Source organism: Massilia sp. 05N420 (assembly GCF_056397205.1).
Genome location: NZ_JBFTMX010000017.1, coordinates 47,260 through 67,307 on the forward strand (window position 1 = coordinate 47,260; position 20,048 = coordinate 67,307).

Here is a 20,048-nt window from a genome sequence, read left to right on the forward strand (position 1 = left end):
TGTCGTTATCGTTATCGTTATGCTTGCCGCCCGCGCTCAGGCCGCGCCGAGGTGCACCAGCTTCTGCTTCAGCACATCGTTCTCGCCGATCAGGGTGGCGACGCGGTCCTTCAGCTCGGCCACCTGGGCCTTGAGGGCCTTGATCTGGTCTTCGGGCGTCTCGAACTCGGCCTCTTTCTTCGGCTTGGCGGCGCTCTTCTGCTCGCGCACCTGGCGCGCGGCCTGCTGCAGCTCCTTCTTGCCGCCGGCGACCGCCGCCACCTGGGCTTCCTTCGGCAGCGAGGCGACGTTGGCGGCGGAGCTGATCGAGATGGCGCCGCTGCGCACCGCGTCCACCAGTTCCGGCGCCGCGGTCTTCTGGATGCGCTCGATCTGGCTGATGGTGTTGGCCGACACGCGCGCGGCACGGGCCACCTCCTGGCGCGTGTTCCACGGCGGCGCGAACGGGACGGCCTGGTCGGCTTCGGTCTGCAGGTCGTCGTCGGTCTTCTGCACCACGCGCGCGGCCAGGATCTCCTTCTTGCGCAGGGCCATCAGGCCGCGCTGGAAATCGGTGACGCTGCGGCGCGCCAGCTGGTTGTCGATCATCCACAGCTTGACGTCTTCGATCGAGTCGAAATTGTCGTTCTGGACAGTCCGGAACGGGATCTCGTGCTGGGTGCAGATGGCGTAGCGGTTATGGCCGTCGATCAGCACGTCGCGCCACAGGATCAGCGCCTCGCGGCATCCTTCGGTAAGCAGGCTGCGTTCCAGGGCTTCGTGTTCGGCGGGAGTGAGGGGGTCGACGTAGCTACGGAGTTCGTCGTTAATCGTGATATTCAATTCTGGTCCTTGCAGCAACAACTGGACCCGCATGCTACCACCTTGCATGCTTCTTCAAAAGCAAGGACTGCGTTGACGACGGGGCATCATTAACATAAGCTTAATGATTTTCAGCGTAAATACCATGACGACCCGGCCCGACCACCACATGCATACGGCGCCCGCCTCGAAGGGGCGTCTAGCGCTCGCCTTCCTGCTGCTGTTCACCGCCTACCAGTTGCCCGAGGGCCTGGGCGGCCACATCCTGCACAGCTTCCCGGTCCAGGCCGCGCTGATGATCGCCTTCCTGCCGGTCGCCTGGCTGGTGGGCCGCTGGCTCGGCTACCCCGGGCTGGGCGCCTGGTACCTGGGCTTGCGGCCGGGTTGGGGCCTGCTGCTGGTGGTGGCCTTCGGGCTGGCGCTGCTGGCCAAGATCACGGCGCTGGCCGTCGGCAGTGGCGCCGGCATCTACAGCATCGCCTTCCCGCCGGGGCTGACGGCCGGCGCGATATTGCTGTCCGTGCTGACCCTGCTGCCCGAAACCTTCATCCCCTCGATTGCCGAGGACATCGTCACCCGCGGCTTCCTGATGCGCGCCATTCCCGCGCTGTCGCGGCGGCGCCTGTTCATCGTCTGCTCGGCCCTGCTGTTCACCCTGAATCATATTTACCGCTTCCAGGAAGGCGCGCTCGAACTGGGCCGGATCTTCTCCTTCGGCCTCGCCTATGCGGCCGCCTTGTACTACAGCCGCTCGCTGTGGGCCGCGGTCGGGCTGCACTGGGGCTGGAATTTCGCCGGCCAGCTGGGCGACCGGGTCGCGAACATCGAGCTGCTGGATCCGCTGCTCGGGCCGGCCCTGTCCTCGCTGACGCATCTGGCGATGCTGGGCGTGGTCATGCTGGCCGCCGGCCGCCGCCCGCGCCCGGGTTCGACGATCTTGCCTGTTTGACTTCGAATCGCCCCCGCGGCGGGAGCGGCTGTGCTAGAATTCGGCGCCCGCCTGCAAGGGCTATTCACACTACGCCGGTGTGACGAAATTGGTAGACGTAGCGGACTTAAAATCCGCCGGGGCAACCCGTACCGGTTCGATTCCGGTCACCGGCACCACAGAAAAGCTTTACGCTTTACATCTTCCCCCATCTTTCCGCATCAAATCAGGGACTTATCGAGAAATCAGTCCCGTTATTTGATCCGCTTCCAGCACCTTTTCGCACCTTAATGCACGCTGCCATTACGCGTAATTTACGAGATAATTACGCGCGTACTGTTGAGCATGGAGAGATGACGTGGCGTCGTTTTCGAAGGTAAAGGGCGGATGGCGGGTTCAGGTGGCGATTCAGGGCGTGCGCGAGTCGCGCACCTTCCCGACGAAGGGTGAGGCCAGCGCCTGGGCGTCTCAACGCGAAACCGAGATCCGGATAGAGAAGACGACCGGGGTGCAGCGTGGCCGCACCGTTGGCGACGCCTTCGATCGTTACGAAAAAGAGGTTTCGGCAACGAAGCGCGGGTATCGCTTCGAAGTGCTCAGGCTTGGCGCCATCGGGCAGTGGCAAGTCGATGGAAAACCCTTTCGAGACATGAAGCTCGCTGATGCGACATCGGAAGTGATCGGGAAGTGGCGTGACCACCGCCTCAATACCGACAAGATGACGGGCTCGACTGTCARCCGTGAGCTGAACCTACTGTCGAATGTCTTTGCCATCGCCGCGAAGGAATGGAAGTGGATCGCGGTCAGCCCCACCACCGATGTGCGCCGGCCGAAGGAGTCGGAACCGCGCGACCGACTGTACACCGAGGACGAGATCGAGCGCATCTGCTTTGTGCTGGGGTTTGATCTTGGGGGCGAAGAGCGGGTCGAGACGGTTGCCCAGCGGATCGCGGTGGCCTTCCTATTCGCCATCGAGACAGCGATGCGTGCAGGTGAGATTTGCGGTCTGGTGCCGCATGACGTGGTCGGCCGCGTGGCCACGCTGACCGAAACGAAGAATGGCACGAAGCGCAAGGTGCCGCTGTCGACACGTGCCGTGCAGCTGCTCGAGCTCCTTCCAGCGCCTGACGAAGGCGGGTCCGTGTTTGGCCTAGCGCCGAAGCCACTTGACGCCATGTTCCGGAAATACCGGATCCGCGCCGGGATTACGGACGCCACCTTCCACGATACGCGCCATCTGGCCATCACCAGGCTGGCAAAAAAGCTGAGCGTGCTGGACCTGGCGCGAATGGTCGGGCACCGAGACCTCCGCCAGTTGCAGGTCTATTACAACGAGAGTGCCGAGAATATGGCGGCGCGGCTCGATTGAGCCGGCGCCGGCAGGGCCGGTCAGTGCCGGTCCTGGTACTTCCGGGTCCACTCCAGCACCTCATTGGCTCGGTACAGTGGCTTGCCGCGCCCTCCCCCTTCCACTGGCAGGCGAATCGCCTTCGGAAAGTCCGGCAGGCAGATCAGGCGGTTTCGCACCTGGCTCTCGCTCCGCTTCAGGACGCGCGCGATCGTGGCCACATCCCACAGGTCGACGTTCACCGGGATAGCCGGCTGCAGGTGCTGGGCCACCGCGGCGGCCATCTGCTGAATCAGTTCTTGTTCGCTCATCTCTTCTTTCTCCGTTATTCCAGTCCAGCATTGGGCAGCACCCGGCGCTCTCCATGCACCAGCACCTCACGGGTCGGCGGCGGCGTGGCCCGCACCGTACCGCGGCGCTCGTACGCTGGCCGGCGGCGGTCATTCACCGGGCTGGTGAAGTAAGATGACGCGCCGCGGCGCCGGTCTGCTTTTCGTTCGATCATTTGCATCCTCATGGTCGGTTATCAGCGCCGCAGGTCCGGCAGCTTTCGAGGTATCGCTGCGTGCCGCCTATGAACTGGCCGCATCCGCCGCAGTTGATGACGTCAGGGCGCTTCGGGCGCGCCTTCGTAAGCTCGATCCCGGTGCCGGCCAGTGCGTCCGCGCGCTTCACATGCTGCATGTCCACAGCGGGCCGGGTACGGGCGTCGATGTATTCCTTCGGCCAGGGAATATCCGTCTCGCGGCTGCGGTGCTGGGCCACGGCCTCGTCCTTGGTATAGACCTGGGCCTTGCGCAGATCGGTCGTGTAGCCCTTGCCGTCGACGGCCCAGAACAGCATGTCGTTGCCGACATAGCTCCGGCTGTCCTGCAGGTAGTAGAGCTCAGTCATGGTGACCACCTTCGCTGTCGACCTGGTCGACGCCGGCCAGCGCCGCGCGGATCTCACCGGCGCAAATCTTGGCGCCCGACCGAAACAGGTGGTACTTGCTCTTGGCGGCCACGCTGTCACAGATCGCGGCCGCGTCGATTGCCGGCACTGCCGCGCCTGCTGCGCACGTGCAGGTACCGGCCCAGGTTCCGTCCGGACGGTGGACGTCGCCGGTACCGTCACAGTGCGGGCAACGGCGGGCGTCCGCCAGCAGCGCGCGCACCTCCGCCGGCGTGCCGATCGCAATCACGCGCTCGCCGCCTGGGATCGGCACCACGTTCGCCGCGGTGCTGGTGTAATGCTGCAGCTCGAGCGCGGCCGCCAGCAGGCGCAGGCGCTTCGCTTCGTGCAGGATGTCGGTCGTATTGCTCATCTTGTCCTTTCCACCGGCTGCTCAGCACGGTGTGATAGTATTTTCTTTCTTACAACTAAAAGGAGAGCCATATGGATCATGTCGAAGAAGTCGCGTTGAAAAAGCACCACTTCCGCGTCTTGTCGGCGGCAAGGGCGCTGACCCTCGCTCAGTTTGTTGTAGCTGGCGAACTTGCAGATCAGCTCAATATGAACCAAGATGCTGTTCCCTTTATCGCTCAGGCATTGGCGACGAACTACCTTGCCGAGGTAACGCGGGAGCATTCCTAATCCCTACTGCGGCATCGTCAGGGCCAGCGCGACGTTCCTCACCCAGATCGGCGTCGCGCTCAGTACGAAGGTTTCGCCGGCGCCTGCCAGCAGCAGCGTGGTGCCCATCACTTCCGCGATCGCGGTGGCGGCGTCCGGCGGCACCAGGTTGCCGATGTGCTCGCGCCAGACGCTGTCGCTCATCCCGTCCAGCAGCAAGTATTCCTCGGGCTCGATCAGCGACTGCAGCGCGGCCAGCTCGAGCGTGGTGAACGGCCGGTGCCAGGTGCCGTCCAGCGCGCGGATGATGGCGACCGTCTTCTGGTCCGGCGCCGGCAGCACGTCGATGCGCGGATCCGCCACCGACCACCGGCCGTTGTCCTGGCGCGCTGCTGCGCTTACGGCGCCGCTGGGCGAATCCCACGGCACCACACCGTAGTGGCCGCCGGTCAGGTAGGCGTCGCCCTGCTGGCGGGCGTTCAGGCTGGTGCGCGGGTCTGCGACGGCGAAGGCGCCCTGGCCGGTGGTGCTGGCCGCGATCACGGTGCCGGCGTGCTGGTCGAACGGCGTGACCTGGTACTTGCCCGCGCCGTCGAAGCTGCTGGTCGATCGCGGATCGGCCACGCCGTAGGCGCCCGAGTCATCGCCGCCAATAACCGTCCCGGTGCCGCGGTCCCAGCGCGTGATCGCGTACTTGCCGAACAGGTCGCGCTGCGGCGGCCGTGGATCCTGGACCGCGAACGTGCCCTGGCCCGGGCTCTTGACGTTGATGACGGCGCCCATCGTCTCGTTCCAGCCGCACAGACCATACTGGCCGCAGTCGTAGACGCCAGAGTCGAAGCGCGGATCAGCCACACCGAAGTTCCCGTTCATGGGCATGCTGCGGCTGGTCACCGTGCCGATCGGCTCGCCCCAACCGTTCACGCCCAGCACGCCGCGGTGCATTTCCGGGACGATGAGGTATTCGCTCAGGTGCCCGTTCTCGACCGCCAGGCGGTTCAGGCTGCGCCAGTCGCTCCCGGCCTCGACGAATGCCAGGCGCACCCAGGTCTTCCACTGCAGGCGCGGGATGCGGTGCATCGGGCCGGCACTGGTGTCGCCCGGGAACGGCATGCGGCCGAGCACGTCGCCGACGGCGCGCAGGCGCTTCTTCTCCGGCTCGTACAGGAACGGCGGCACCTTCTCGGCATGGCGCGCCACCAGCAGAAAGCGCTTGCGGCTCTGGGCCAGGCCGCCCAGCTCGCCGCAGTCGTGCGTGGTCTCCGCCACCGCGTAGCCATAGCGCTGCAGCACCTGGTTGATCTGGTCCAGCAGGTGCCGGCCGCGCGTGGCCAGCCGAGGCACGTTCTCGAAGACGATCAGGTCGACCGGATCGTCGGCCCAGGCCTCGGCCATCAGCCAGATGCAGCGCAGGGTGAGCTCGTTCAGGGCCTGATACTTGGGCGTCAGGCTCATGGTCTCGGACAGTAGGCCCGAGGCGCCCTTGCACGGGCTGCTGATGAACACGACGTTCGGGCGCTCGTTGCCGGCGGCGCGCCGGATGTCTGTCGGCCCCATTTCGCGCCAGTCTGCCGGCGGCTCCTTGCCGTGGAAGGCGGTGTACTGGCCGCGGCTGAACAGGTCCATCACAGTGCCGGGCACGCCGGCGATGCGGTTGAAGTCGCGGATCGCCGCCGGCGACACGTCGACGCCGCCCAGGCAGCGGAAGCGCGCGGCCATGGCGCCGACGCGCGGGCTCGCCTTGTTGAAGCCCTTGGCGCCGCCGCCGATGCCGCAGCAGAAATGGAAGTGGGTAAATTCTCGGGTGAGGCTCTCGCGCAGCATTCTTATTGTCCTTGTTGAATCATCGGTTGGGTGGCGGCCGGCCCGAACAGCGCCGCCACCAGCGGATCGCGCGGCATGCCCATCTGGCGCGCCGGCACGATCCAGGCGCGGCGCGGGTTGGCATCCAGAGTTTCCAGCACCTCGCCCTGGTTCGCTCTCCCAGCAGCCCAGAACTCGCGGCGGCCGCCGTCGAATTCGCCGGTCTGGTGCGCATCGCCCACCTCCTGCATGAACCGCATGTAGCCGTAGACCGTGTTCCAGGGGATGCTTAGGTCGGCGGCCATTTCGATCACGGTCCGCGGCTTCTCGGCCAGCATCTCGCCGATGCGCTCGATCGCGGCGTCGCGGCGCGACACCTTCTCCGCATTCGACAGGTTGTCCGGGTGCTTGCGCGGCTTCTGGTGGGCGGCGCACATGATCAGAACTCGCCCAGGCTGTTCGGCGCGCCAGGCAGCGGGAACCAGCCCGGCAGCACGTCGAAGTTGTCACGCAGCTTCATGATCCCGCCGAAGCATTCCAGGTCGCCCAGGCCGCCGAGCACGAAGTTCAGCGGGCTGTCGGCGTCGCGGGTGAAAAAGCGGATCGAGTTACCGAAGCTTTTCGCGATCGCCAGCGCGTCGCTCAGGTAGCCAGGATTGACCGCGCCAGCGATGCCTTCGCGGTAGCCGATTGTGCTGATGATGCGTTCGACGCGCGGGAAGGCGCCGTCGATCAGCGAATTGCCGGGCTGGATGAACAGCGGCTGCGCCACCTCGCCGGAGAACATCGCTGCACCGTTCGACATCACGTCCAGCGTGTGCTTCGCGTTGGCCGCATGCTTCAGCGCGTCCTTGTCAATGCGCACGATCACCTCGCGCTCGGCGTACCCGTTCGGGTCGCGCACCACGATCAGCCGGTGGCCGTCACTAGCAACCACCATTACAGAGCCGTCGTCCAGCGGGCGGATGTTGATGCCGTTCAGGTAAAAGCGAATGTCGTTCTGTCCGGCGAACGGGAACACCAGCTTGACGGCGACGGCGCTGACGCGCGCGATCAAGTGGCCGGGGCCCTGATCATCGTCGCCCATTCCTTCGAGGCTGGTCTGTTCGTGTTTGTTGGTGGCGTTCATTCGTTACATCTCCTGGTCCTGGTTGTGGTTGGTGTTGGGGTGGTTCTTCGGACGGTTCAGGCGCTTGCGCCATTCCATCCATTGGGCTTCGGTCAGCATCGGGTACCGCGTCTCGCCCAGCTTCCTGTGCGTCAGCTCCACGACCTGGCCGAGCATCTCGTCCCAGCAGAGGCCGTCGTGGTACCGGTCGCCTTCGCGGACCGTGTAACCCTGGTCGTCGATCTCAATCGTTATGGTGCGCATCGGCGCTCTCCTTGTTCTGGTGCTTCAGGTAGGCGCGCCGGATCCGCTCGTCCCAACGCGCCTGCGCGGCCGGGTCGCGGTCCAGCTGCGCGCGGGTGGTGACTTCGCACAGCTGCTTCACGCGGTCGGCGGCGGCCTGTTCGTCGGCGACGCCGAGGAAGCGTTGGAAGTCCTGCTGCTTGCACTGCAGGACCGTCCAGAGGCATGGACGCAGGCCTCGCCGATCTGGCCCAAGCGCAGGCTGGGCGCGGCGGCCGGCGCCGCCGGCACGCGGGCAACGTCGATGCTGGTCACCTCAGCAGCCATCGCGACGCGCGGCGCCGGCGCCAGCTCGGGAATAATTTCCGGAATAATCTGTGGCTCGTTTTGTGCCGTGGCCCGCACCGGCGCGGCCGCCACTTCCTGGAAGTCTGGGTCAAATTCGGCATCGACGAGCGTCCCGGCCTGCGGGCCGCGGAACACGGCTTCGCACTGGTCGACCAGCTGGTCGAACTTCACCAGGCGCGCCGCCATATCGGCGATGAAGGCGTCGTCACGGAACACGCGCTTCACATACAGGTCCTTGCCAATGCAGGCCAGGTCAGGCACGTACATGATGAAATCGCACCACTGCCGGCCGGTGATCCACATCCCACCCTGCATCTGGTGGTCATACTCGCTGGTGTCGCCGGTCGCCCACATGGCCAGGATCTTCGTGCTGTCGATCGGCGCCTTGATCTCGATGAGGCCGTCGCCGTCGACCAGGCCGTCGGTGCTGTAGCCGAAGCGCTCGTCGTCCGTCAAGCAGATACCGGCCTCGGTGACGTAGGCGCCGGTGCGGCCCTCGTAGAAGCGGCGGGCGTGCGCCTCCATCTCGTGGCCACGCTCCAGTACCCAGGCCTTCGGCGGTTCGCCGTGCGGCTGGCCGCTGATGCGCTCGATCGCCAGGTCGGCCGCGTAGCGCTCGGCTACTGCCGTCGGGTCTCCCGGATCACGCGCAGCAGACTTTTTCTGGCAGACGCTGATGGCGTCGGCGAAGCAGGATGCGGTGATCTTGCCGCACCGAGCGGCGAACCATTCCTCGGTTCCTTGCGGGCATTCGATAAATTTCACGGCTGGCCTCCTTGGCTACGCAGGAAATCGGCATCCTCATCGGACATCTGCACATCCTCGATCGGCTGTGCGGCGCGCGGCGCAGGCTTGGCCGGCTCCATTTCGACGGTGCGCGAGGCATCGGCCAGCGCTTGGCGGTGGCCCGCGATTGCGTCCTTGAGCTTCTTATGGTCTTGCGGCTGACGCGCCAGCTTGCCGTTGTTCTCGCGCCAGTACTTGAGCGCTTCGGCATCGGTGCGGGTGGCCAGGGCGTCGGCAATCATTGGTGCCACATCGATCCAGTCGGCCGGGCGCTCGTTGACATCGACCAGGCGCTCGCCGTTCTCGCTCAGCTGATTCATCGCGCTGTCCAGGCGCTCGGTCTTCGGCCAGAGCTTGTAGGCGCGGCGGATGACGGTCTTCTTGATCATCTCACCCTCATCAGTCTTCCACGGGCCACCGCCGTTGCGCTTCCATGATTCGGAGCGGTCGCGGATGCTGTAGATCTCCTCGATGTCCATGTTCGTGGTCAGGTAGTCGCCGTTGTGCAGCTTCACCACAACATAGGCGCCGACGATCTCGCCGCGGTTCTTGCCGAACGGCTCGAATTCGTGGATTGGCTGCTTGTCCATGCCGACGCGGCGGTAGGCGTCGTTCTCGCGCACCAGCTCGGCCTGGCCCCACAGGATCGAGCCCGAGGCGACGGCGATGTCCAGCAGGCCGATGTAGCTGATGTCCAGGCAGATCTTCCCGCCGCGCGGCACCAGGTAGGCCTGCTTGCGCGCCGGGTTCAGGCTGATGCCGATGGCGGCGATGTTGGTCACGGCAGCGATCAGCGAGGGCTTGGCGCTCATGGCGATCTTCATCGCGAAATCGTTGTTCTGCAGGATCTGGATCGCGAAGCCGGACTCACGCTCGAAATTGATGCTGCGGTCGACCAGAACGCGCGAGAAATCGTCGCGCGCTTCCTGGATGGCGCCGGTGATGATGGCGAGGGCGTTGCTCATTATTTGAAGCCTTTCATGTAGAAGCGCACAGCGCGGGTAAGAGAGCCACGGCGGCCGAAGCCAACGCTGCAGCCGTAGCGGAATTGCTGGGTCAGGAAGCGGATCACAGCAGGCGCTCCAGAAGCACGCATACCACCCAGCACGCGGCCATGCCAGCGAAGCCGACCCAGGGGCGGGCGTTGGTTGCGTCGATACGGTAGAACAGGGCCCAGCCGATCGGGTCGCGGCGCGGTGCCGGGGCCGCCTGCTGGCGGCGCGCGGTGGTGGTGGCGATCATGCCGGTACCATCCCGGCCACCAGCTCGGCCTCGGTGTCGGCGTCAAGCACGTAGCGCGACAGGTCGTCGATCTGCTTCCGCAGGGACTCGATACGGTTGCGCGCCCAGCCGGAATCGATCAGTTCAGCATGCTGGCGGAGCCACCCGATTTTCTTGCGCTTCGCTTCACGGTCGGTATTGATCCAGTAGCCTTCCAGGCGCTTCGCGATGATTTCGACAACCTCACTCGGCGGGAGACCATCGACATCAGGCTCGTCACCCAAGTCCCACAGTTCGCTGATGGTCGTGCCGTTCGATGCTCGCAGAACTACCTGCCATTCATCTTCACTGCCCGCCCAGTTGAAGCGGCCCTTGGTTTTGTAGTAGCTCGCGCTCAGCGGCTTGTTCCCGGTTTCCATCCTGCTGCTCCTCGTTCTGGCCGGCGCCGCCGGCGGTTGTTGTTCGGTGCCGGTTACTCTCGTCCGGCGGTGCCGCCCTCAAGGGCACCAGGTGGCCTGCTCAATCGCCCCGGCCTGTAGCAGGCGTCGGACCAGGACCGCTGCGCGCATCTCCTCGGGACCTCTGTGCCTCCGGAGTGCTGCACGCGCAGCGCGTGGGTTTCGATGCCGGTCTTTCCCGGCTGTCAGGCTGTCGGTGGCCACCCTGGGGTTCAGCTAGACATTTACGGGGACCGTCTTGAGTACCCTCAACCGTCATCCAGTCCCGATAAGGCCCCTGGGACCAAGGCGCTTATCGGGAGTGCCTGTCTGTTCCAGGCTGCCAGGGCATTTGAGATCCCACTCCCTCGATTTCTGACCCGAGTTCAGGGCAAGGCGCGCGTTGAAGGGGCGCGCCGCTCCTATTCGCTCAGGCGACCGCCAGCGCCCAGGTGGCGCGCTCGAGGCGGTCTTCTGCGATGGATTCGGCGCGGCGGCGCTCCATGTCGGCCAGATCGCTCGCGGCCAGCACCTCGGCCTCCTGGAAAATCGCCAGTTCGACGGCGCCGGCATGCTGGACGCCCACGGCGGCCGAGTGGCCGACGACGGCCTGGCGAAGGACGTGGCGGGCATCGCCCTCGAAGTCACCCAGGTCGAGGCGTTCCAGCACGGCCGAGACGGTGCTGACGCGGTTGATGCGAATGTCGTGCTTGATCGCGTGGATCCGCGCGTCGATCAGCTCGCACAGCTGGTCTTCGCGGTCCTCGGCGGCGTAGGGGAAGGTGTGGCGGTCCATCGTGGTCTCTATCTGTGCCCAGCGGTGCTGAGCTCGTTGCGATGGATCACATTATTAGCTGTGCTTTTTTTCTTGTCAAGAGCATTGCTTCTATTTTTTCACGATGGGATACTGCGTTCTAGCAACAGCCCGAACACCTCGGGCGCGCCGGCCCGGCGTTAGGGCGAAAAAAAGCCCGCTGGTGCGGGCGTGGAGGAAGAGATGTGTCTGGTAGCTACCGAGGAATACGATGCAGCTTTTGAGCGATACTGCAGACTTCAGCGAGATAACCTTGAGCGGATTGTAGGCCGGCCAGGCGCTCTTCTGTCACCTGGCCAAACACTGCTGCGGCTTCTGGCCGCGCCACATGCTGGCCCATCTGCTCGGCCAGGCGATCTGGGTCTGGATGAGCCGCAATCAGGGCTGTGATGGCAGCTTGGAAGGCTTCGGCCTTTCCAGCTTCTCGTTCATACATTTGTCCAAACTCGCCAAGTATTTGCTTAAGATCAGCGAGTTCGTTTTCTAAATTCTTAACACGAATATCGATCGACATTTCAGCCTTTCATTCCCCGCCGCGAGCGGGGATTATTTCTCCGATTGGATCTTCTCTTTCATTCGAGCCATCATCCCGGCCATACAAGACTGAACGGCCTGTTTATCATCCTCGCTCATCGCAGCTTGAAACGCGACAATACGGTTATTCCTCGTGTTCTTGTATTCAAGAGAAACCTGCATTGGCTCGCCATTTATAATTGCCCAAATCATCTTCGTAGCGTTTATCCCGTCCGCTCCGCCAAGAGTAAACCCTGCATCGTTGCTTGGAATATATTTCGTCGGCTTTAACGTAACTCTGTCGTCTCGCTTTGCTAGCCAGAAACTCGACGGCGCAGGCAATACCACAGTCATGTTTTTGAGATCAATCTTTTTGGCCTTGAGTATATCGAACGAGTATTGGCCAGCCTTCATCATTCCAGTCGCGCTTTCCCACAAGTTAACGCTGAAATCGTAAGAAAGAAATTTGTTGTCTGAGCCCAGAGTCGATGTCACCACGCGAACGCCGCAAGACTTGAAACCATTTTCATCACGCTCAACTTGAGGCTGAACCTCTATTGAGTCCGCTTTAATAACACTCTGCGCAAAAGATAAGCTAGACCAGAAAACTGAAGCTGCGAAGATGATTTTTGTTTTCATAGCGTTAAATATGAGTACTCTCTTTTCGAACAACCCGACCAATAACGATGCATTCGGCACCCTTGCATAATTGCCGGTGATATTTCCGCTGGTCCGCATTATCCGAAGTCAGCCACCATTGGCCAGCGTCGCGCAGCATCCGTTTCACGATCGCTTCGCCCTCATAGTTCACGACGTAGACGGCACCTGATACCGGCTTCGTATCGCGCGTGTTCACCACGATGACGTCACCGTCGTACAGAGCCGGCTCCATGCTCTCACCGCGAACAGTGGTCGAAACTAAGGCGTCACGACTCAACCCTTCTTTCAGTATCCACTTCGTAGGTACACCCTGGGTTTCGCCGTCGTAGTCCTCCGGCTCAACTTGGAAGCCCGTAATGCCTGCCTGCACCTTGATCTTCACTCGCCTGATCTGCGTCATCGACGGATCATCTTGGTCAGCTGCACGCACTCGCATGAAGCCGGGAGGAAGCTCAGGAAGCGAATTTGAAGCCTCCACCTCCCCCTCCGCCTTTACGTAACCTACAACTTCCATCAGCCGCGGACTGATCGCGCGCGGATCTGCTTCAATCACCTTGCAGATCGCCAGCAGCGCCTGGAGGTTTAGTGGAATCACACCCCGCAGATACTGGCTTACGGCACCTTGCGTACCCAGACCCGCCTCGGCGGCCAACCAGGTTTGGGTGGCGCCGTCGTGGGCAGCGCGATAGCTCTCCCACGCCGCCCTCAGGCGCTCGGCCTCCCCTCTTTCTTCAGCAGTAAGTTCCCGTCGTTTCATTCTGACATTTTATTAGTACTACTTTTTTTCGTCGAAACATCTTGAAAAGCATTGCTCATACTGTAGAATTCCTAGAAAAGTAGCATTGCTCTTAAATTCAGGAACCCTTATGCACCTCGACGAATACCTCAAGGAAGTCAGCCAGAGCCAGAGCGAGTTTGGCGGCCAGCTGAATCCCCCGGCCTCTCAAGGTCTGGTCAGCCAATGGACCCGCGGTATTACTCGCATCACTCTGGACTACGCCCTCCAGATCGAGCGCGTCACCGAAGGTCGTGTCACCCCCCAAGACTGCGCCGACATGTACGGCGAATCACCTTCCCGTCGCAGCGCCCTGGCGCACGCGGCATCCCAGCCGCAGTAACCCTGCGGTTTTTCGTTTGCCCAAAAAGTTGCACATAGGCATTTGAACAGCAGCACCCCGGCCAGTTGGCCGTCCTCGCAATCCGCACCACCAAGGAGAAACACCATGAGCCTGAACCCCGCAGCACGCACCGAGACCCTGGAGACCCTGCTGAACCCCGAGGAGCTGAGCGGCTTCACGGCGCTGAGCAAGCTTCTCGGCATTTCGAAAAGCGCGCTCAACCGCGCCCTCATCAACAGCGCCGTGCGCACGCATGGTATGGCGCCGCCGCCGGCGAGGGAATCCCGAGGTTGTCGGGGTCCTGGTCGTCCGGCGAACCGGGCGCGCGGCGTGACCAACAGCCGGAGGCACCTTTAATGGCTTCCGGCTTCGCCACGAAATCGCAAAACCATAGCCCGGCCACGTGCCAGGCCACAGAAGGAACAGGAGCAATGACTTTATCAACTGAACAGCACGCAGCAACCGAGGTGCTGGCCAAGGCCGACAAGTGGGAGGACTTGCGCGAAGCAGCCAAACGCGCGCTGCCGCACGAGAAGACGCGTGTCGTCGGCCGGTATGAGGCAAGCGGCCGTGAGCTGGCGAAGGCGGTCGTGAAGTACCGCAAGGCCAGGAAGGAGCGCTGACGATGGACACCAGCATCATCTCCCGCGACATGATCAAGGCCAAGGCCCGGGACGCATTCGCCCGCGGCGTCGGCCGTGACGACCACGGCTTCAACTGGCATAGCACCGCCGTGATCTCCACCTGGCAGCACGAGTGGGATCTGTGCGCCGCCGAGAATCCCCGCGAAACCGGGAATCAGCATCTGGCGGAGAGCTGCCCGCCATGACGACCACCACCGATATTCTCGAAGCACCGGCTCGCCCGGTGCTGCAACCTTGGAGTGAGCGCCTGATCGCGCGCGCCATCGCGCTGCAGACCTTCAAGCGCCGCTATCTGGTGGCCGTCCCCAACTGCAACTGGACCGGCCACGAGTGCGACCTGCTCGTCGTCACCGACAACCTGCGCATCATCGACGTCGAGGTGAAGATCAGCCGCGGCGACCTCAAAGCGGACGCCAGGAAGGAAAAGTGGTGGACCCGCCGTTGGAACTTCCCCTTCACGCAAGCTGGCAGCGGCTTCGCCCAGTCCGGCCCGCCGTGCCCGGACATGCGGAACCAGCACCCGCCCAAGGTCTGGAAGCACTATTACGCCCTCCCGAAAGAAATCTGGGCACCCGAGCTGGAGGYCTGCTTGCCGAGCCCCGCCAGCGGCATCCTTCTGCTCGATCGCGACGGCTACCCGCGCCCGGCCGGTGCCGACATGCGTGTCGACTGCATCCGCCGCGCCACACCGAACCGTCACGCCGAGCCTATCAGCGCCGCAGCGGCCGTCGATATCGCGCGTCTGGCCAGCCTGCGCATGTGGGAATCCTTCCAGCAGCTCGACGCCGGCCGCTCGCAGGTGACCGCATGAAGCCGGCCGACCTGACCAACCTGCCGGCGCCGCTCACCCCACCCGACTGCGACCTGCGCGGCCTGCCTTACATGCCCCTCGACGTCATCCGCCTTCTCGACTCCGACATGTTCGCTGAGACGACCGGCGACGAGTTCAAGGCCGCAGTCGCTCTCTGGTGCAAGAGTTGGACGCAAGTTCCGGCCGCCAGCCTGCCGAACAAGGACTTGGTGCTCGCGCACCTGTCGGGCAACGCCGCGAAGTGGAAGCGCATCAAGGAAGGCGCAATGCGCGGCTGGATCCTGTGCTCGGACGACCGTTGGTATCACCCTGTAGTGGCCGAGAAGGCCCTGGCCGCGCTGCCTGGGCGTGAAGAGTTCAATCACAAGAAGAGTGCTGACGCAGAGCGGAAAGCCCGCGAACGCGAGGACCGCAAGGCGCTGTTCGAGATCCTGAAAGGTCACGGTGTTGTCCCGGAATGGAACGTGTCGACGAAGGCTCTGCGCGGGCTGGCTGCCCAATACTTGTCACAAGAACCACAAGGACATGTCACGGATGACGAGCGTGACATGTCACAGGGTGTCACGGTGAGTAAGGGAGAGAAGAAGGGAGAGGGAGAGTTAACTTCTAAAACCCTTGGCTCCGACCACCGCGCTTCTGCTCCACCGGAGTTGGGCGCGGTCGACCCGACACCCGCCGGGCTCCTGAGCAAGGCCATGCGCGCCTTCGGCATCGGCTCGAACTCCGGCGATCCCCGCCTGCTCGCCCTTGCCGCCCAGGGTGTCTCCGTCGAGACGATGACTGCCGCCTGCGAGGAAGCCAAGCGCGTGAAGCGCGATGAGCCTATCCCGCCTGGCTTCGTCTTCTCGATCCTCGAACGCTGGGCCAAGGAGGCTGCTGGCCTCAACGCCACCGGCGCTACGCAACCGGCCACCACCACGACCCTCACCAGAGCCGGCCAGGCCACCGCCCGCAACATGGAAGCCTGGCTCGCGAAAAAACGACAGGAGCAAAACCATGGTTGATTCCGAGCTGCCCGACTTCGCCAAGACCCTGCTGGCCGTGGCCGACTACTACGGCAAGGAGCTGTCCGAGAACGTGGTCGACCTGTACTGGAACGGCCTGCGCGAGTACGACCTGGCCAGCGTGAAGCGCGCCCTGTGGGCCCACGTCCGCAACCCGGACACCGGCCAGTTCATGCCGAAGATCGCCGATGTGGCCCGCATGACCCAGGGCCGGACCGACGACCAGGCCGCCGTCGCATGGTCCAAGGTCGACCAGGCCGTACGCCGCATCGGCACCTACCAATGCGTCGTGTTCGATGACCTGGTGATCCATCGCGTGATCCTCGACATGGGCGGCTGGGTGTACGTCGGCGGCAAGGACGAGAGCGAATGGCCGTTCGTCGCCAAGGAGTTCCAGAACCGCTACCGCGGCTACCGCATGCGTGACGAGACGCCCGAGTATCCACCGGTGCTGATTGGCCTGGCGAACGCGCAGAACAGCAAGGCGGGCTTCCGCGAGAACCCGCCGATCCTGGTGGGCGACGAACGCAAGGCCGCTGCCGTGATGAAGGGTGGGACCACTGCGCCGCTGCTGGGCATGAAGTCTGCCGCCGACGTGCTCCTGCCGAGCGCCGAGGTGCACCAGATCACGGACGGCCGCCGCGCGTGAACCGCGACCACCAGCCCTGCGGCGCCTGCGCGAAGTTCGTCCCCGCGAAAGCGGGAACGGGCCACTGCACCGGCTTCGACCGGCCAGCGCAGGCAGACGACGCGCCTTGCGTGCTGTTCGTCCGGCAGGGATCGCGGGAAGCCAGGGTGGCGGCGAAGAACAGCCAGGAGTTGCTGGCCGAGCTGCAGCGCCGGCACCGTGAGACCATTTCGCGCGCGAGCCCGACGCTCAAGCGCACAACCGCAGCAACAACCTGAAAGCAAGACCACATGAACGACCAAGCAATCGAGCAGCAGATCCAGGCCAAGGGCAAGACCGCGCCGCGCGTCACGCCAGCAGACATCGAGGCGAACATCGCCAGCGAGCACTACTTCACGGCTGAGGAAGGGGCGCTCCAGGCCAGCGCCGGCCAGTTGAGCATCGGCGGCGATCACCCGTATGCACTGTCCCTGCTGACCTTCTGCGTACTGGTCCTGCGCAACGGCTTCACCGTAACAGGCGAGAGCGCCTGCGCCAGCCCGGAGAATTTCGACGCCGAGATCGGCCGCAACATCGCGCGCCAGAACGCCGTGCAGAAGATCTGGCCGCTGATGGGCTACCAGCTGCGCGACGAGCTGCACCGCCGCGCGGTGTTCGATACCTCGCCCAAGACCAGTGAGGAGGCGCGCCTGCAGCAGCTGCCTGGCGGCGTCATCGACCAGATGGGTGCCTGACGCCGGTACCACCCCGCCCGCACGCCGGGCGGCACAACAACGACACGGGAGAACCTGAACGATGAAACGAATCATGATCCTGGCCGTGCTGCTTGCCGGCTGCATGATGAAGGACGATACCGATCCGCCTGGCGGCATCAGTGGCATGGACCTGCGCCAGGACAACGCGACCGGTTGCCAATACCTCAGCCGACCCAACGCGCTGACACCGCGCATCGCCGCCGACGGCAAGACGCACATGGGCTGCARGGCGGTGCAACCATGATCCGCCTCGTCCTGCCCTACCCGCTCTCGGCCAACCGCTACTGGCGCCCGGTGAAGCTCGGCGCGCACATCAGCATCGTGCCGACGAAGGAGGCGAAGGCCTTCCGCGCCGAGATCGCCGCACTGTGCCGCACCCAGGGCGTTCGCGCGCCGCTGGCCGGCCGCGTGCACGTGGACGTCAAGCTGTACCCGGCCCGGCCGCAGGACTGGCAGAAGCGCATGCGCCAGGACGGCGCCGCCTGGGACGACACCGTGCGATGCATCGACATCGACAACGCCAACAAGGTGCTGCTCGACGCGCTCAAGGACGTGGCGATCGAGGACGATAAGTGGGTGCGCCGCCTGACCGCCGAGCGCATGGAGCCGGACGGCGAGGCGCGCGTGGTCGTAACGATCACCCCGTTGCCGGTGGTGCAGCCGCAGGCGGACCTGCTGGGAGAGGCGGCATGATCGGCGTCGTCATTACCGTCTGGGTGGCCGTCTCGCCCGTTATCGGCTGGCTCGCCGGCCGCTTCATCAGCGTCGGCATGGTGGAGCTGCGGCCGGAGGAGTGTGCCTGATGCGGTTCTTCACCGGCACCCACCAGCCGAGCGACGCGCAGCACCACGACGCGAACTTCGTCAGCGTCAACAGACTGCGCGGGCGCCGGTCCGGCTTCAAGGTCGGCGACTGGATCATGGACTCGGGCGCCTTCACGCAGATCCTGCGGCACGGCGGCTACACCGAAGGCGTCGAGGCCTACGCCGCCGAAATTAAGCGCTGGTCGACCAACGGCAACTTGTTGGCGGCCGTGGCCCAGGACTACATGTGCGAGGCCCACATGCTGGCGATCACCGGCAAGACCATCCAGGAGCACCAGGCGCTGACCATCGAACGCTACGACGCGCTGCTGGCCTGCGACACTGGCAGCGTGTACATCATGCCCGTGCTGCAGGGCTACGCGCCGGAGGACTACGTACGGCACATCGAGATGTACGGCGACCGTCTGAGGCCTGGTGCCTGGGTCGGTGTCGGCAGCGTATGCAAGAGGAACGGCGACCCGCGCGCCATCGAGCGGGTGCTGTTCGCGATCAAGAAGGTTCGACCCGACCTGCGCCTCCACGGCTTCGGCGTGAAGACCACGGCGCTGTCATCTTCGCTGGTGACGGAACTGCTGCACACGGCCGACTCGATGGCGTGGAGCTACGCTGCGCGCCGCGAGGGCCGCAACCCAAACGACTGGCGCGAGGCGCACGCCTGGACCGCGCGCATCGCTGCCCGCCCACTGCAATTCGGACTATTCGGAGGCCACCCTTGACCGAACGCCGCGACATCGGCTCTCGCCTGGAGAACTGGGCGAGGGTCTACCGGGACACTTACCGCGCCGGCATCAGCCCGACCGGGGCCTTCTGCGACCACCTCCGCCGCGAGGCCCTGGGCGAGCTGCCGCAGGCCGAGCGCCGCAAGGTGGACGAAGCTGACGCGCGCCTGATCGAGGTCGGCATGCGCGAGCTGGAAACGAAGCACCGGCTGCTGCTGTACTGGTGCTATATCCGCCAGGCCATGCCCGAGGTGGTGTGCAGGAAGGTCAGCATCGCGCATCGGCCGGCGACTGTGTTCGTCAACCTGTTCCGGCAGGCGCAGGCCGCGATCGAGGCTGCGGCACCGCGGGCTGAAGAATGAGCGATTATTGCCTTTCCTCAACGCTCGTTGTGTTAGCATTGATTTAACGCGGCAGTCGTCGCGCATAAGCCAAAAACAGGAGAACGCAATGCTGAAGGTAGCTGGGAAAGAGGTATTTTTTTCGAAGTCGTTTATGGTTGAGCCTGGCGAAGAAGCCGTGCTGGCGCCGGTCGAGTTGAAAGGAGCCAGCATTCGTTTCAGCGCTGCCAACAAGGGAGAAACTTCCGGTCCGGAGTCGAAGCCGCATGTTGGCGCGGAAGCGCAACTGTCCGTCCCCTACCTGGAAAACGGGGGTAGCTTTTCTTCTGGCCTCACGGATATGGCGACCACGCCGGAGGGGAAAATCATTGGCCGGTATGCTGGTCAACGCGTCGGCAGTTTCACGATGGTGCAGATCGAGCTGTACCTCGAGCGCACCCCGAACTACGCCCAGAAATAACCACAGATTTCCGGAAGTCACTTGACACGCGGAAATCTCAGCAGTAAATTCCTGTTCACAATTTATTTCCGTCGATCATGACGTGTGCGGTTGCCTGATGGCAGCCCGCGGCGTGAACGAATCCCGAAGCCCCGGTCAGCGATGACGCGGGGCTTTTTGCTTTCCGGAGCCTACATGCCC

At 64.0% G+C, this 20,048-nt stretch carries 35 protein-coding genes and 1 tRNA gene; 18 read left to right on the forward strand and 18 right to left on the reverse strand.

Annotation, left to right across the window (positions count from 1 at the left end; translation table 11 throughout):
- Positions 1-36: 36 nt before the first annotated feature.
- Positions 37-822, reverse strand: coding sequence for a hypothetical protein (locus tag AC1DIX_RS13795; protein ID WP_441933231.1), 786 nt, complete (start codon positions 820-822; stop codon positions 37-39).
- Positions 823-946: 124 nt separating this feature from the next.
- On the opposite strand from AC1DIX_RS13795, the gene AC1DIX_RS13800 reads away from it, so the two are divergent.
- The 3 genes from AC1DIX_RS13800 to AC1DIX_RS13810 all read left to right on the forward strand — a co-directional run bounded on the left by AC1DIX_RS13800 (position 947) and on the right by AC1DIX_RS13810 (position 3,098).
- Entirely contained in the window at positions 947-1,750 is an 804-nt protein-coding gene (locus tag AC1DIX_RS13800) for a lysostaphin resistance A-like protein (protein WP_477324998.1), read from the forward strand.
- A 73-nt stretch (positions 1,751-1,823) separates the two neighbouring features.
- Positions 1,824-1,908, forward strand: a tRNA-Leu gene (locus tag AC1DIX_RS13805).
- 179 nt (positions 1,909-2,087) lie between these two features.
- The gene (locus tag AC1DIX_RS13810) at positions 2,088-3,098 is read left to right on the forward strand and encodes a tyrosine-type recombinase/integrase (protein ID WP_477325000.1); all 1,011 of its coding nucleotides are present in this window, start codon (positions 2,088-2,090) and stop codon (positions 3,096-3,098) included.
- A gap of 20 nt (positions 3,099-3,118) precedes the next feature.
- Here the strand turns inward: AC1DIX_RS13810 and AC1DIX_RS13815 are convergent, their stop codons facing one another.
- From AC1DIX_RS13815 to AC1DIX_RS13830, 4 genes are read right to left on the reverse strand one after another with little or no spacing between them, the layout of a single operon-like run.
- Positions 3,119-3,388: a helix-turn-helix transcriptional regulator gene (locus AC1DIX_RS13815; RefSeq protein WP_477325002.1), complete on the reverse strand. Its 270-nt coding sequence runs from the start codon at positions 3,386-3,388 to the stop codon at positions 3,119-3,121.
- A gap of 14 nt (positions 3,389-3,402) precedes the next feature.
- Positions 3,403-3,582, reverse strand: a complete 180-nt coding sequence (locus AC1DIX_RS13820; protein WP_477325004.1) for a hypothetical protein — start codon at positions 3,580-3,582, stop codon at positions 3,403-3,405.
- Between the two features lie 8 nt (positions 3,583-3,590).
- The gene (locus AC1DIX_RS13825; protein WP_477325006.1) at positions 3,591-3,971 is read right to left on the reverse strand and encodes a hypothetical protein; all 381 of its coding nucleotides are present in this window, start codon (positions 3,969-3,971) and stop codon (positions 3,591-3,593) included.
- Positions 3,964-4,383 carry a hypothetical protein gene (locus tag AC1DIX_RS13830; protein ID WP_477325008.1) on the reverse strand — a complete coding sequence of 140 codons (420 nt, stop codon included), beginning with the start codon at positions 4,381-4,383 and terminating at the stop codon, positions 3,964-3,966. Before AC1DIX_RS13830 ends, AC1DIX_RS13825 begins: the two co-directional genes overlap by 8 nt.
- Before the next feature lie 71 nt (positions 4,384-4,454).
- Between AC1DIX_RS13830 and AC1DIX_RS13835 the strand changes: the two genes are divergently transcribed.
- On the forward strand, positions 4,455-4,652 hold the full coding sequence (locus tag AC1DIX_RS13835; RefSeq protein ID WP_477325010.1) for a hypothetical protein: 198 nt from the start codon (positions 4,455-4,457) through the stop codon (positions 4,650-4,652).
- A gap of 3 nt (positions 4,653-4,655) precedes the next feature.
- Here the strand turns inward: AC1DIX_RS13835 and AC1DIX_RS13840 are convergent, their stop codons facing one another.
- From AC1DIX_RS13840 to AC1DIX_RS13900, 13 genes are all read right to left on the reverse strand, one after another.
- The gene (locus tag AC1DIX_RS13840; protein WP_477325012.1) at positions 4,656-6,455 is read right to left on the reverse strand and encodes a DNA cytosine methyltransferase; all 1,800 of its coding nucleotides are present in this window, start codon (positions 6,453-6,455) and stop codon (positions 4,656-4,658) included.
- Between the two features lie 2 nt (positions 6,456-6,457).
- The gene (locus AC1DIX_RS13845; RefSeq protein WP_477325014.1) at positions 6,458-6,871 is read right to left on the reverse strand and encodes a hypothetical protein; all 414 of its coding nucleotides are present in this window, start codon (positions 6,869-6,871) and stop codon (positions 6,458-6,460) included.
- Between the two features lie 2 nt (positions 6,872-6,873).
- Positions 6,874-7,563: a hypothetical protein gene (locus tag AC1DIX_RS13850; RefSeq protein ID WP_477325016.1), complete on the reverse strand. Its 690-nt coding sequence runs from the start codon at positions 7,561-7,563 to the stop codon at positions 6,874-6,876.
- Between the two features lie 3 nt (positions 7,564-7,566).
- Positions 7,567-7,806 (reverse strand): hypothetical protein, encoded by a 240-nt coding sequence (locus AC1DIX_RS13855; RefSeq protein WP_477325018.1) that lies wholly within the window; start codon positions 7,804-7,806, stop codon positions 7,567-7,569.
- A complete protein-coding gene (locus tag AC1DIX_RS13860; RefSeq protein WP_477325020.1) occupies positions 7,787-7,927 on the reverse strand; it encodes a hypothetical protein in 141 nt (46 codons plus the stop codon). Before AC1DIX_RS13860 ends, AC1DIX_RS13855 begins: the two co-directional genes overlap by 20 nt.
- On the reverse strand, positions 7,924-8,898 hold the full coding sequence (locus AC1DIX_RS13865) for a lambda exonuclease family protein (protein ID WP_477325022.1): 975 nt from the start codon (positions 8,896-8,898) through the stop codon (positions 7,924-7,926). The genes AC1DIX_RS13860 and AC1DIX_RS13865 overlap by 4 nt, the downstream gene beginning before the upstream one ends.
- The gene (locus AC1DIX_RS13870) at positions 8,895-9,884 is read right to left on the reverse strand and encodes a recombinase RecT (protein WP_477325024.1); all 990 of its coding nucleotides are present in this window, start codon (positions 9,882-9,884) and stop codon (positions 8,895-8,897) included. The genes AC1DIX_RS13865 and AC1DIX_RS13870 overlap by 4 nt, the downstream gene beginning before the upstream one ends.
- Positions 9,885-9,987: 103 nt before the next feature.
- Entirely contained in the window at positions 9,988-10,161 is a 174-nt protein-coding gene (locus AC1DIX_RS13875; RefSeq protein WP_477325026.1) for a hypothetical protein, read from the reverse strand.
- A complete protein-coding gene (locus AC1DIX_RS13880) occupies positions 10,158-10,559 on the reverse strand; it encodes a hypothetical protein (protein ID WP_477325028.1) in 402 nt (133 codons plus the stop codon). Before AC1DIX_RS13880 ends, AC1DIX_RS13875 begins: the two co-directional genes overlap by 4 nt.
- A gap of 448 nt (positions 10,560-11,007) precedes the next feature.
- Entirely contained in the window at positions 11,008-11,373 is a 366-nt protein-coding gene (locus AC1DIX_RS13885; RefSeq protein WP_477325030.1) for a hypothetical protein, read from the reverse strand.
- Between the two features lie 214 nt (positions 11,374-11,587).
- Entirely contained in the window at positions 11,588-11,905 is a 318-nt protein-coding gene (locus tag AC1DIX_RS13890) for a hypothetical protein (protein WP_477325032.1), read from the reverse strand.
- 32 nt (positions 11,906-11,937) lie between these two features.
- Positions 11,938-12,543 (reverse strand): hypothetical protein, encoded by a 606-nt coding sequence (locus AC1DIX_RS13895; protein WP_477325034.1) that lies wholly within the window; start codon positions 12,541-12,543, stop codon positions 11,938-11,940.
- A 4-nt stretch (positions 12,544-12,547) separates the two neighbouring features.
- Positions 12,548-13,321 (reverse strand): LexA family transcriptional regulator, encoded by a 774-nt coding sequence (locus tag AC1DIX_RS13900; protein ID WP_477325036.1) that lies wholly within the window; start codon positions 13,319-13,321, stop codon positions 12,548-12,550.
- Between the two features lie 109 nt (positions 13,322-13,430).
- Between AC1DIX_RS13900 and AC1DIX_RS13905 the strand changes: the two genes are divergently transcribed.
- The 14 genes from AC1DIX_RS13905 (at position 13,431) to AC1DIX_RS13970 (ending at position 19,868) form a co-directional block, all read left to right on the forward strand.
- Entirely contained in the window at positions 13,431-13,682 is a 252-nt protein-coding gene (locus AC1DIX_RS13905; RefSeq protein WP_477325038.1) for a hypothetical protein, read from the forward strand.
- Positions 13,683-13,787: 105 nt separating this feature from the next.
- Positions 13,788-14,039, forward strand: coding sequence for a hypothetical protein (locus tag AC1DIX_RS13910; protein ID WP_477325040.1), 252 nt, complete (start codon positions 13,788-13,790; stop codon positions 14,037-14,039).
- Between the two features lie 74 nt (positions 14,040-14,113).
- Positions 14,114-14,305: a hypothetical protein gene (locus tag AC1DIX_RS13915; protein ID WP_477325042.1), complete on the forward strand. Its 192-nt coding sequence runs from the start codon at positions 14,114-14,116 to the stop codon at positions 14,303-14,305.
- Positions 14,306-14,307: 2 nt separating this feature from the next.
- Entirely contained in the window at positions 14,308-14,511 is a 204-nt protein-coding gene (locus AC1DIX_RS13920; RefSeq protein ID WP_477325044.1) for a hypothetical protein, read from the forward strand.
- On the forward strand, positions 14,508-15,137 hold the full coding sequence (locus AC1DIX_RS13925) for a hypothetical protein (protein ID WP_477325046.1): 630 nt from the start codon (positions 14,508-14,510) through the stop codon (positions 15,135-15,137). The genes AC1DIX_RS13920 and AC1DIX_RS13925 overlap by 4 nt, the downstream gene beginning before the upstream one ends.
- The gene (locus AC1DIX_RS13930) at positions 15,134-16,141 is read left to right on the forward strand and encodes a DUF1376 domain-containing protein (protein WP_477325048.1); all 1,008 of its coding nucleotides are present in this window, start codon (positions 15,134-15,136) and stop codon (positions 16,139-16,141) included. The genes AC1DIX_RS13925 and AC1DIX_RS13930 overlap by 4 nt, the downstream gene beginning before the upstream one ends.
- Positions 16,134-16,790, forward strand: coding sequence for a DUF6475 domain-containing protein (locus AC1DIX_RS13935; RefSeq protein WP_477325050.1), 657 nt, complete (start codon positions 16,134-16,136; stop codon positions 16,788-16,790). The genes AC1DIX_RS13930 and AC1DIX_RS13935 overlap by 8 nt, the downstream gene beginning before the upstream one ends.
- Complete coding sequence (locus AC1DIX_RS13940; RefSeq protein WP_477325052.1) at positions 16,787-17,047, forward strand: hypothetical protein; 261 nt, start codon at positions 16,787-16,789, stop codon at positions 17,045-17,047. Before AC1DIX_RS13935 ends, AC1DIX_RS13940 begins: the two co-directional genes overlap by 4 nt.
- 12 nt (positions 17,048-17,059) lie before the next feature.
- Entirely contained in the window at positions 17,060-17,503 is a 444-nt protein-coding gene (locus tag AC1DIX_RS13945) for a Gp49 family protein (RefSeq protein WP_477325054.1), read from the forward strand.
- Positions 17,504-17,564: 61 nt separating this feature from the next.
- On the forward strand, positions 17,565-17,768 hold the full coding sequence (locus AC1DIX_RS13950; protein WP_477325056.1) for a hypothetical protein: 204 nt from the start codon (positions 17,565-17,567) through the stop codon (positions 17,766-17,768).
- Complete coding sequence (locus AC1DIX_RS13955) at positions 17,765-18,217, forward strand: RusA family crossover junction endodeoxyribonuclease (RefSeq protein ID WP_477325058.1); 453 nt, start codon at positions 17,765-17,767, stop codon at positions 18,215-18,217. Before AC1DIX_RS13950 ends, AC1DIX_RS13955 begins: the two co-directional genes overlap by 4 nt.
- A gap of 109 nt (positions 18,218-18,326) precedes the next feature.
- Positions 18,327-19,064 carry a deazapurine DNA modification protein DpdA family protein gene (locus AC1DIX_RS13960; protein WP_477325060.1) on the forward strand — a complete coding sequence of 246 codons (738 nt, stop codon included), beginning with the start codon at positions 18,327-18,329 and terminating at the stop codon, positions 19,062-19,064.
- Complete coding sequence (locus AC1DIX_RS13965; RefSeq protein WP_477325062.1) at positions 19,061-19,429, forward strand: hypothetical protein; 369 nt, start codon at positions 19,061-19,063, stop codon at positions 19,427-19,429. The genes AC1DIX_RS13960 and AC1DIX_RS13965 overlap by 4 nt, the downstream gene beginning before the upstream one ends.
- An 88-nt stretch (positions 19,430-19,517) precedes the next feature.
- Positions 19,518-19,868: a hypothetical protein gene (locus AC1DIX_RS13970; RefSeq protein WP_477325064.1), complete on the forward strand. Its 351-nt coding sequence runs from the start codon at positions 19,518-19,520 to the stop codon at positions 19,866-19,868.
- Positions 19,869-20,048: the final 180 nt, after the last annotated feature.

Excerpts from the sequence above, each read along its gene's own strand:
- AC1DIX_RS13825 (WP_477325006.1), bottom strand. The coding sequence starts at position 3,971 with ATGACTGAGCTCTACTACCTGCAGGACAGCCGGAGCTATGTCGGCAAC.
- AC1DIX_RS13840 (WP_477325012.1), bottom strand. The coding sequence starts at position 6,455 with ATGCTGCGCGAGAGCCTCACCCGAGAATTTACCCACTTCCATTTCTGC.
- AC1DIX_RS13960 (WP_477325060.1), top strand. The coding sequence starts at position 18,327 with ATGCGGTTCTTCACCGGCACCCACCAGCCGAGCGACGCGCAGCACCAC.
- AC1DIX_RS13890 (WP_477325032.1), bottom strand. The coding sequence starts at position 11,905 with ATGTCGATCGATATTCGTGTTAAGAATTTAGAAAACGAACTCGCTGAT.
- AC1DIX_RS13820 (WP_477325004.1), bottom strand. The coding sequence starts at position 3,582 with ATGATCGAACGAAAAGCAGACCGGCGCCGCGGCGCGTCATCTTACTTC.
- AC1DIX_RS13955 (WP_477325058.1), top strand. The coding sequence starts at position 17,765 with ATGATCCGCCTCGTCCTGCCCTACCCGCTCTCGGCCAACCGCTACTGG.
- AC1DIX_RS13920 (WP_477325044.1), top strand. The coding sequence starts at position 14,308 with ATGGACACCAGCATCATCTCCCGCGACATGATCAAGGCCAAGGCCCGG.
- AC1DIX_RS13970 (WP_477325064.1), top strand. The coding sequence starts at position 19,518 with ATGCTGAAGGTAGCTGGGAAAGAGGTATTTTTTTCGAAGTCGTTTATG.
- AC1DIX_RS13895 (WP_477325034.1), bottom strand. The coding sequence starts at position 12,543 with ATGAAAACAAAAATCATCTTCGCAGCTTCAGTTTTCTGGTCTAGCTTA.
- AC1DIX_RS13900 (WP_477325036.1), bottom strand. The coding sequence starts at position 13,321 with ATGAAACGACGGGAACTTACTGCTGAAGAAAGAGGGGAGGCCGAGCGC.
- AC1DIX_RS13905 (WP_477325038.1), top strand. The coding sequence starts at position 13,431 with ATGCACCTCGACGAATACCTCAAGGAAGTCAGCCAGAGCCAGAGCGAG.
- AC1DIX_RS13910 (WP_477325040.1), top strand. The coding sequence starts at position 13,788 with ATGAGCCTGAACCCCGCAGCACGCACCGAGACCCTGGAGACCCTGCTG.
- AC1DIX_RS13885 (WP_477325030.1), bottom strand. The coding sequence starts at position 11,373 with ATGGACCGCCACACCTTCCCCTACGCCGCCGAGGACCGCGAAGACCAG.
- AC1DIX_RS13930 (WP_477325048.1), top strand. The coding sequence starts at position 15,134 with ATGAAGCCGGCCGACCTGACCAACCTGCCGGCGCCGCTCACCCCACCC.
- AC1DIX_RS13815 (WP_477325002.1), bottom strand. The coding sequence starts at position 3,388 with ATGAGCGAACAAGAACTGATTCAGCAGATGGCCGCCGCGGTGGCCCAG.
- AC1DIX_RS13945 (WP_477325054.1), top strand. The coding sequence starts at position 17,060 with ATGAACGACCAAGCAATCGAGCAGCAGATCCAGGCCAAGGGCAAGACC.
- AC1DIX_RS13850 (WP_477325016.1), bottom strand. The coding sequence starts at position 7,563 with ATGAACGCCACCAACAAACACGAACAGACCAGCCTCGAAGGAATGGGC.
- AC1DIX_RS13915 (WP_477325042.1), top strand. The coding sequence starts at position 14,114 with ATGACTTTATCAACTGAACAGCACGCAGCAACCGAGGTGCTGGCCAAG.
- AC1DIX_RS13880 (WP_477325028.1), bottom strand. The coding sequence starts at position 10,559 with ATGGAAACCGGGAACAAGCCGCTGAGCGCGAGCTACTACAAAACCAAG.
- AC1DIX_RS13875 (WP_477325026.1), bottom strand. The coding sequence starts at position 10,161 with ATGATCGCCACCACCACCGCGCGCCGCCAGCAGGCGGCCCCGGCACCG.
- AC1DIX_RS13835 (WP_477325010.1), top strand. The coding sequence starts at position 4,455 with ATGGATCATGTCGAAGAAGTCGCGTTGAAAAAGCACCACTTCCGCGTC.
- AC1DIX_RS13845 (WP_477325014.1), bottom strand. The coding sequence starts at position 6,871 with ATGTGCGCCGCCCACCAGAAGCCGCGCAAGCACCCGGACAACCTGTCG.
- AC1DIX_RS13935 (WP_477325050.1), top strand. The coding sequence starts at position 16,134 with ATGGTTGATTCCGAGCTGCCCGACTTCGCCAAGACCCTGCTGGCCGTG.
- AC1DIX_RS13855 (WP_477325018.1), bottom strand. The coding sequence starts at position 7,806 with ATGCGCACCATAACGATTGAGATCGACGACCAGGGTTACACGGTCCGC.
- AC1DIX_RS13800 (WP_477324998.1), top strand. The coding sequence starts at position 947 with ATGACGACCCGGCCCGACCACCACATGCATACGGCGCCCGCCTCGAAG.
- AC1DIX_RS13870 (WP_477325024.1), bottom strand. The coding sequence starts at position 9,884 with ATGAGCAACGCCCTCGCCATCATCACCGGCGCCATCCAGGAAGCGCGC.
- AC1DIX_RS13830 (WP_477325008.1), bottom strand. The coding sequence starts at position 4,383 with ATGAGCAATACGACCGACATCCTGCACGAAGCGAAGCGCCTGCGCCTG.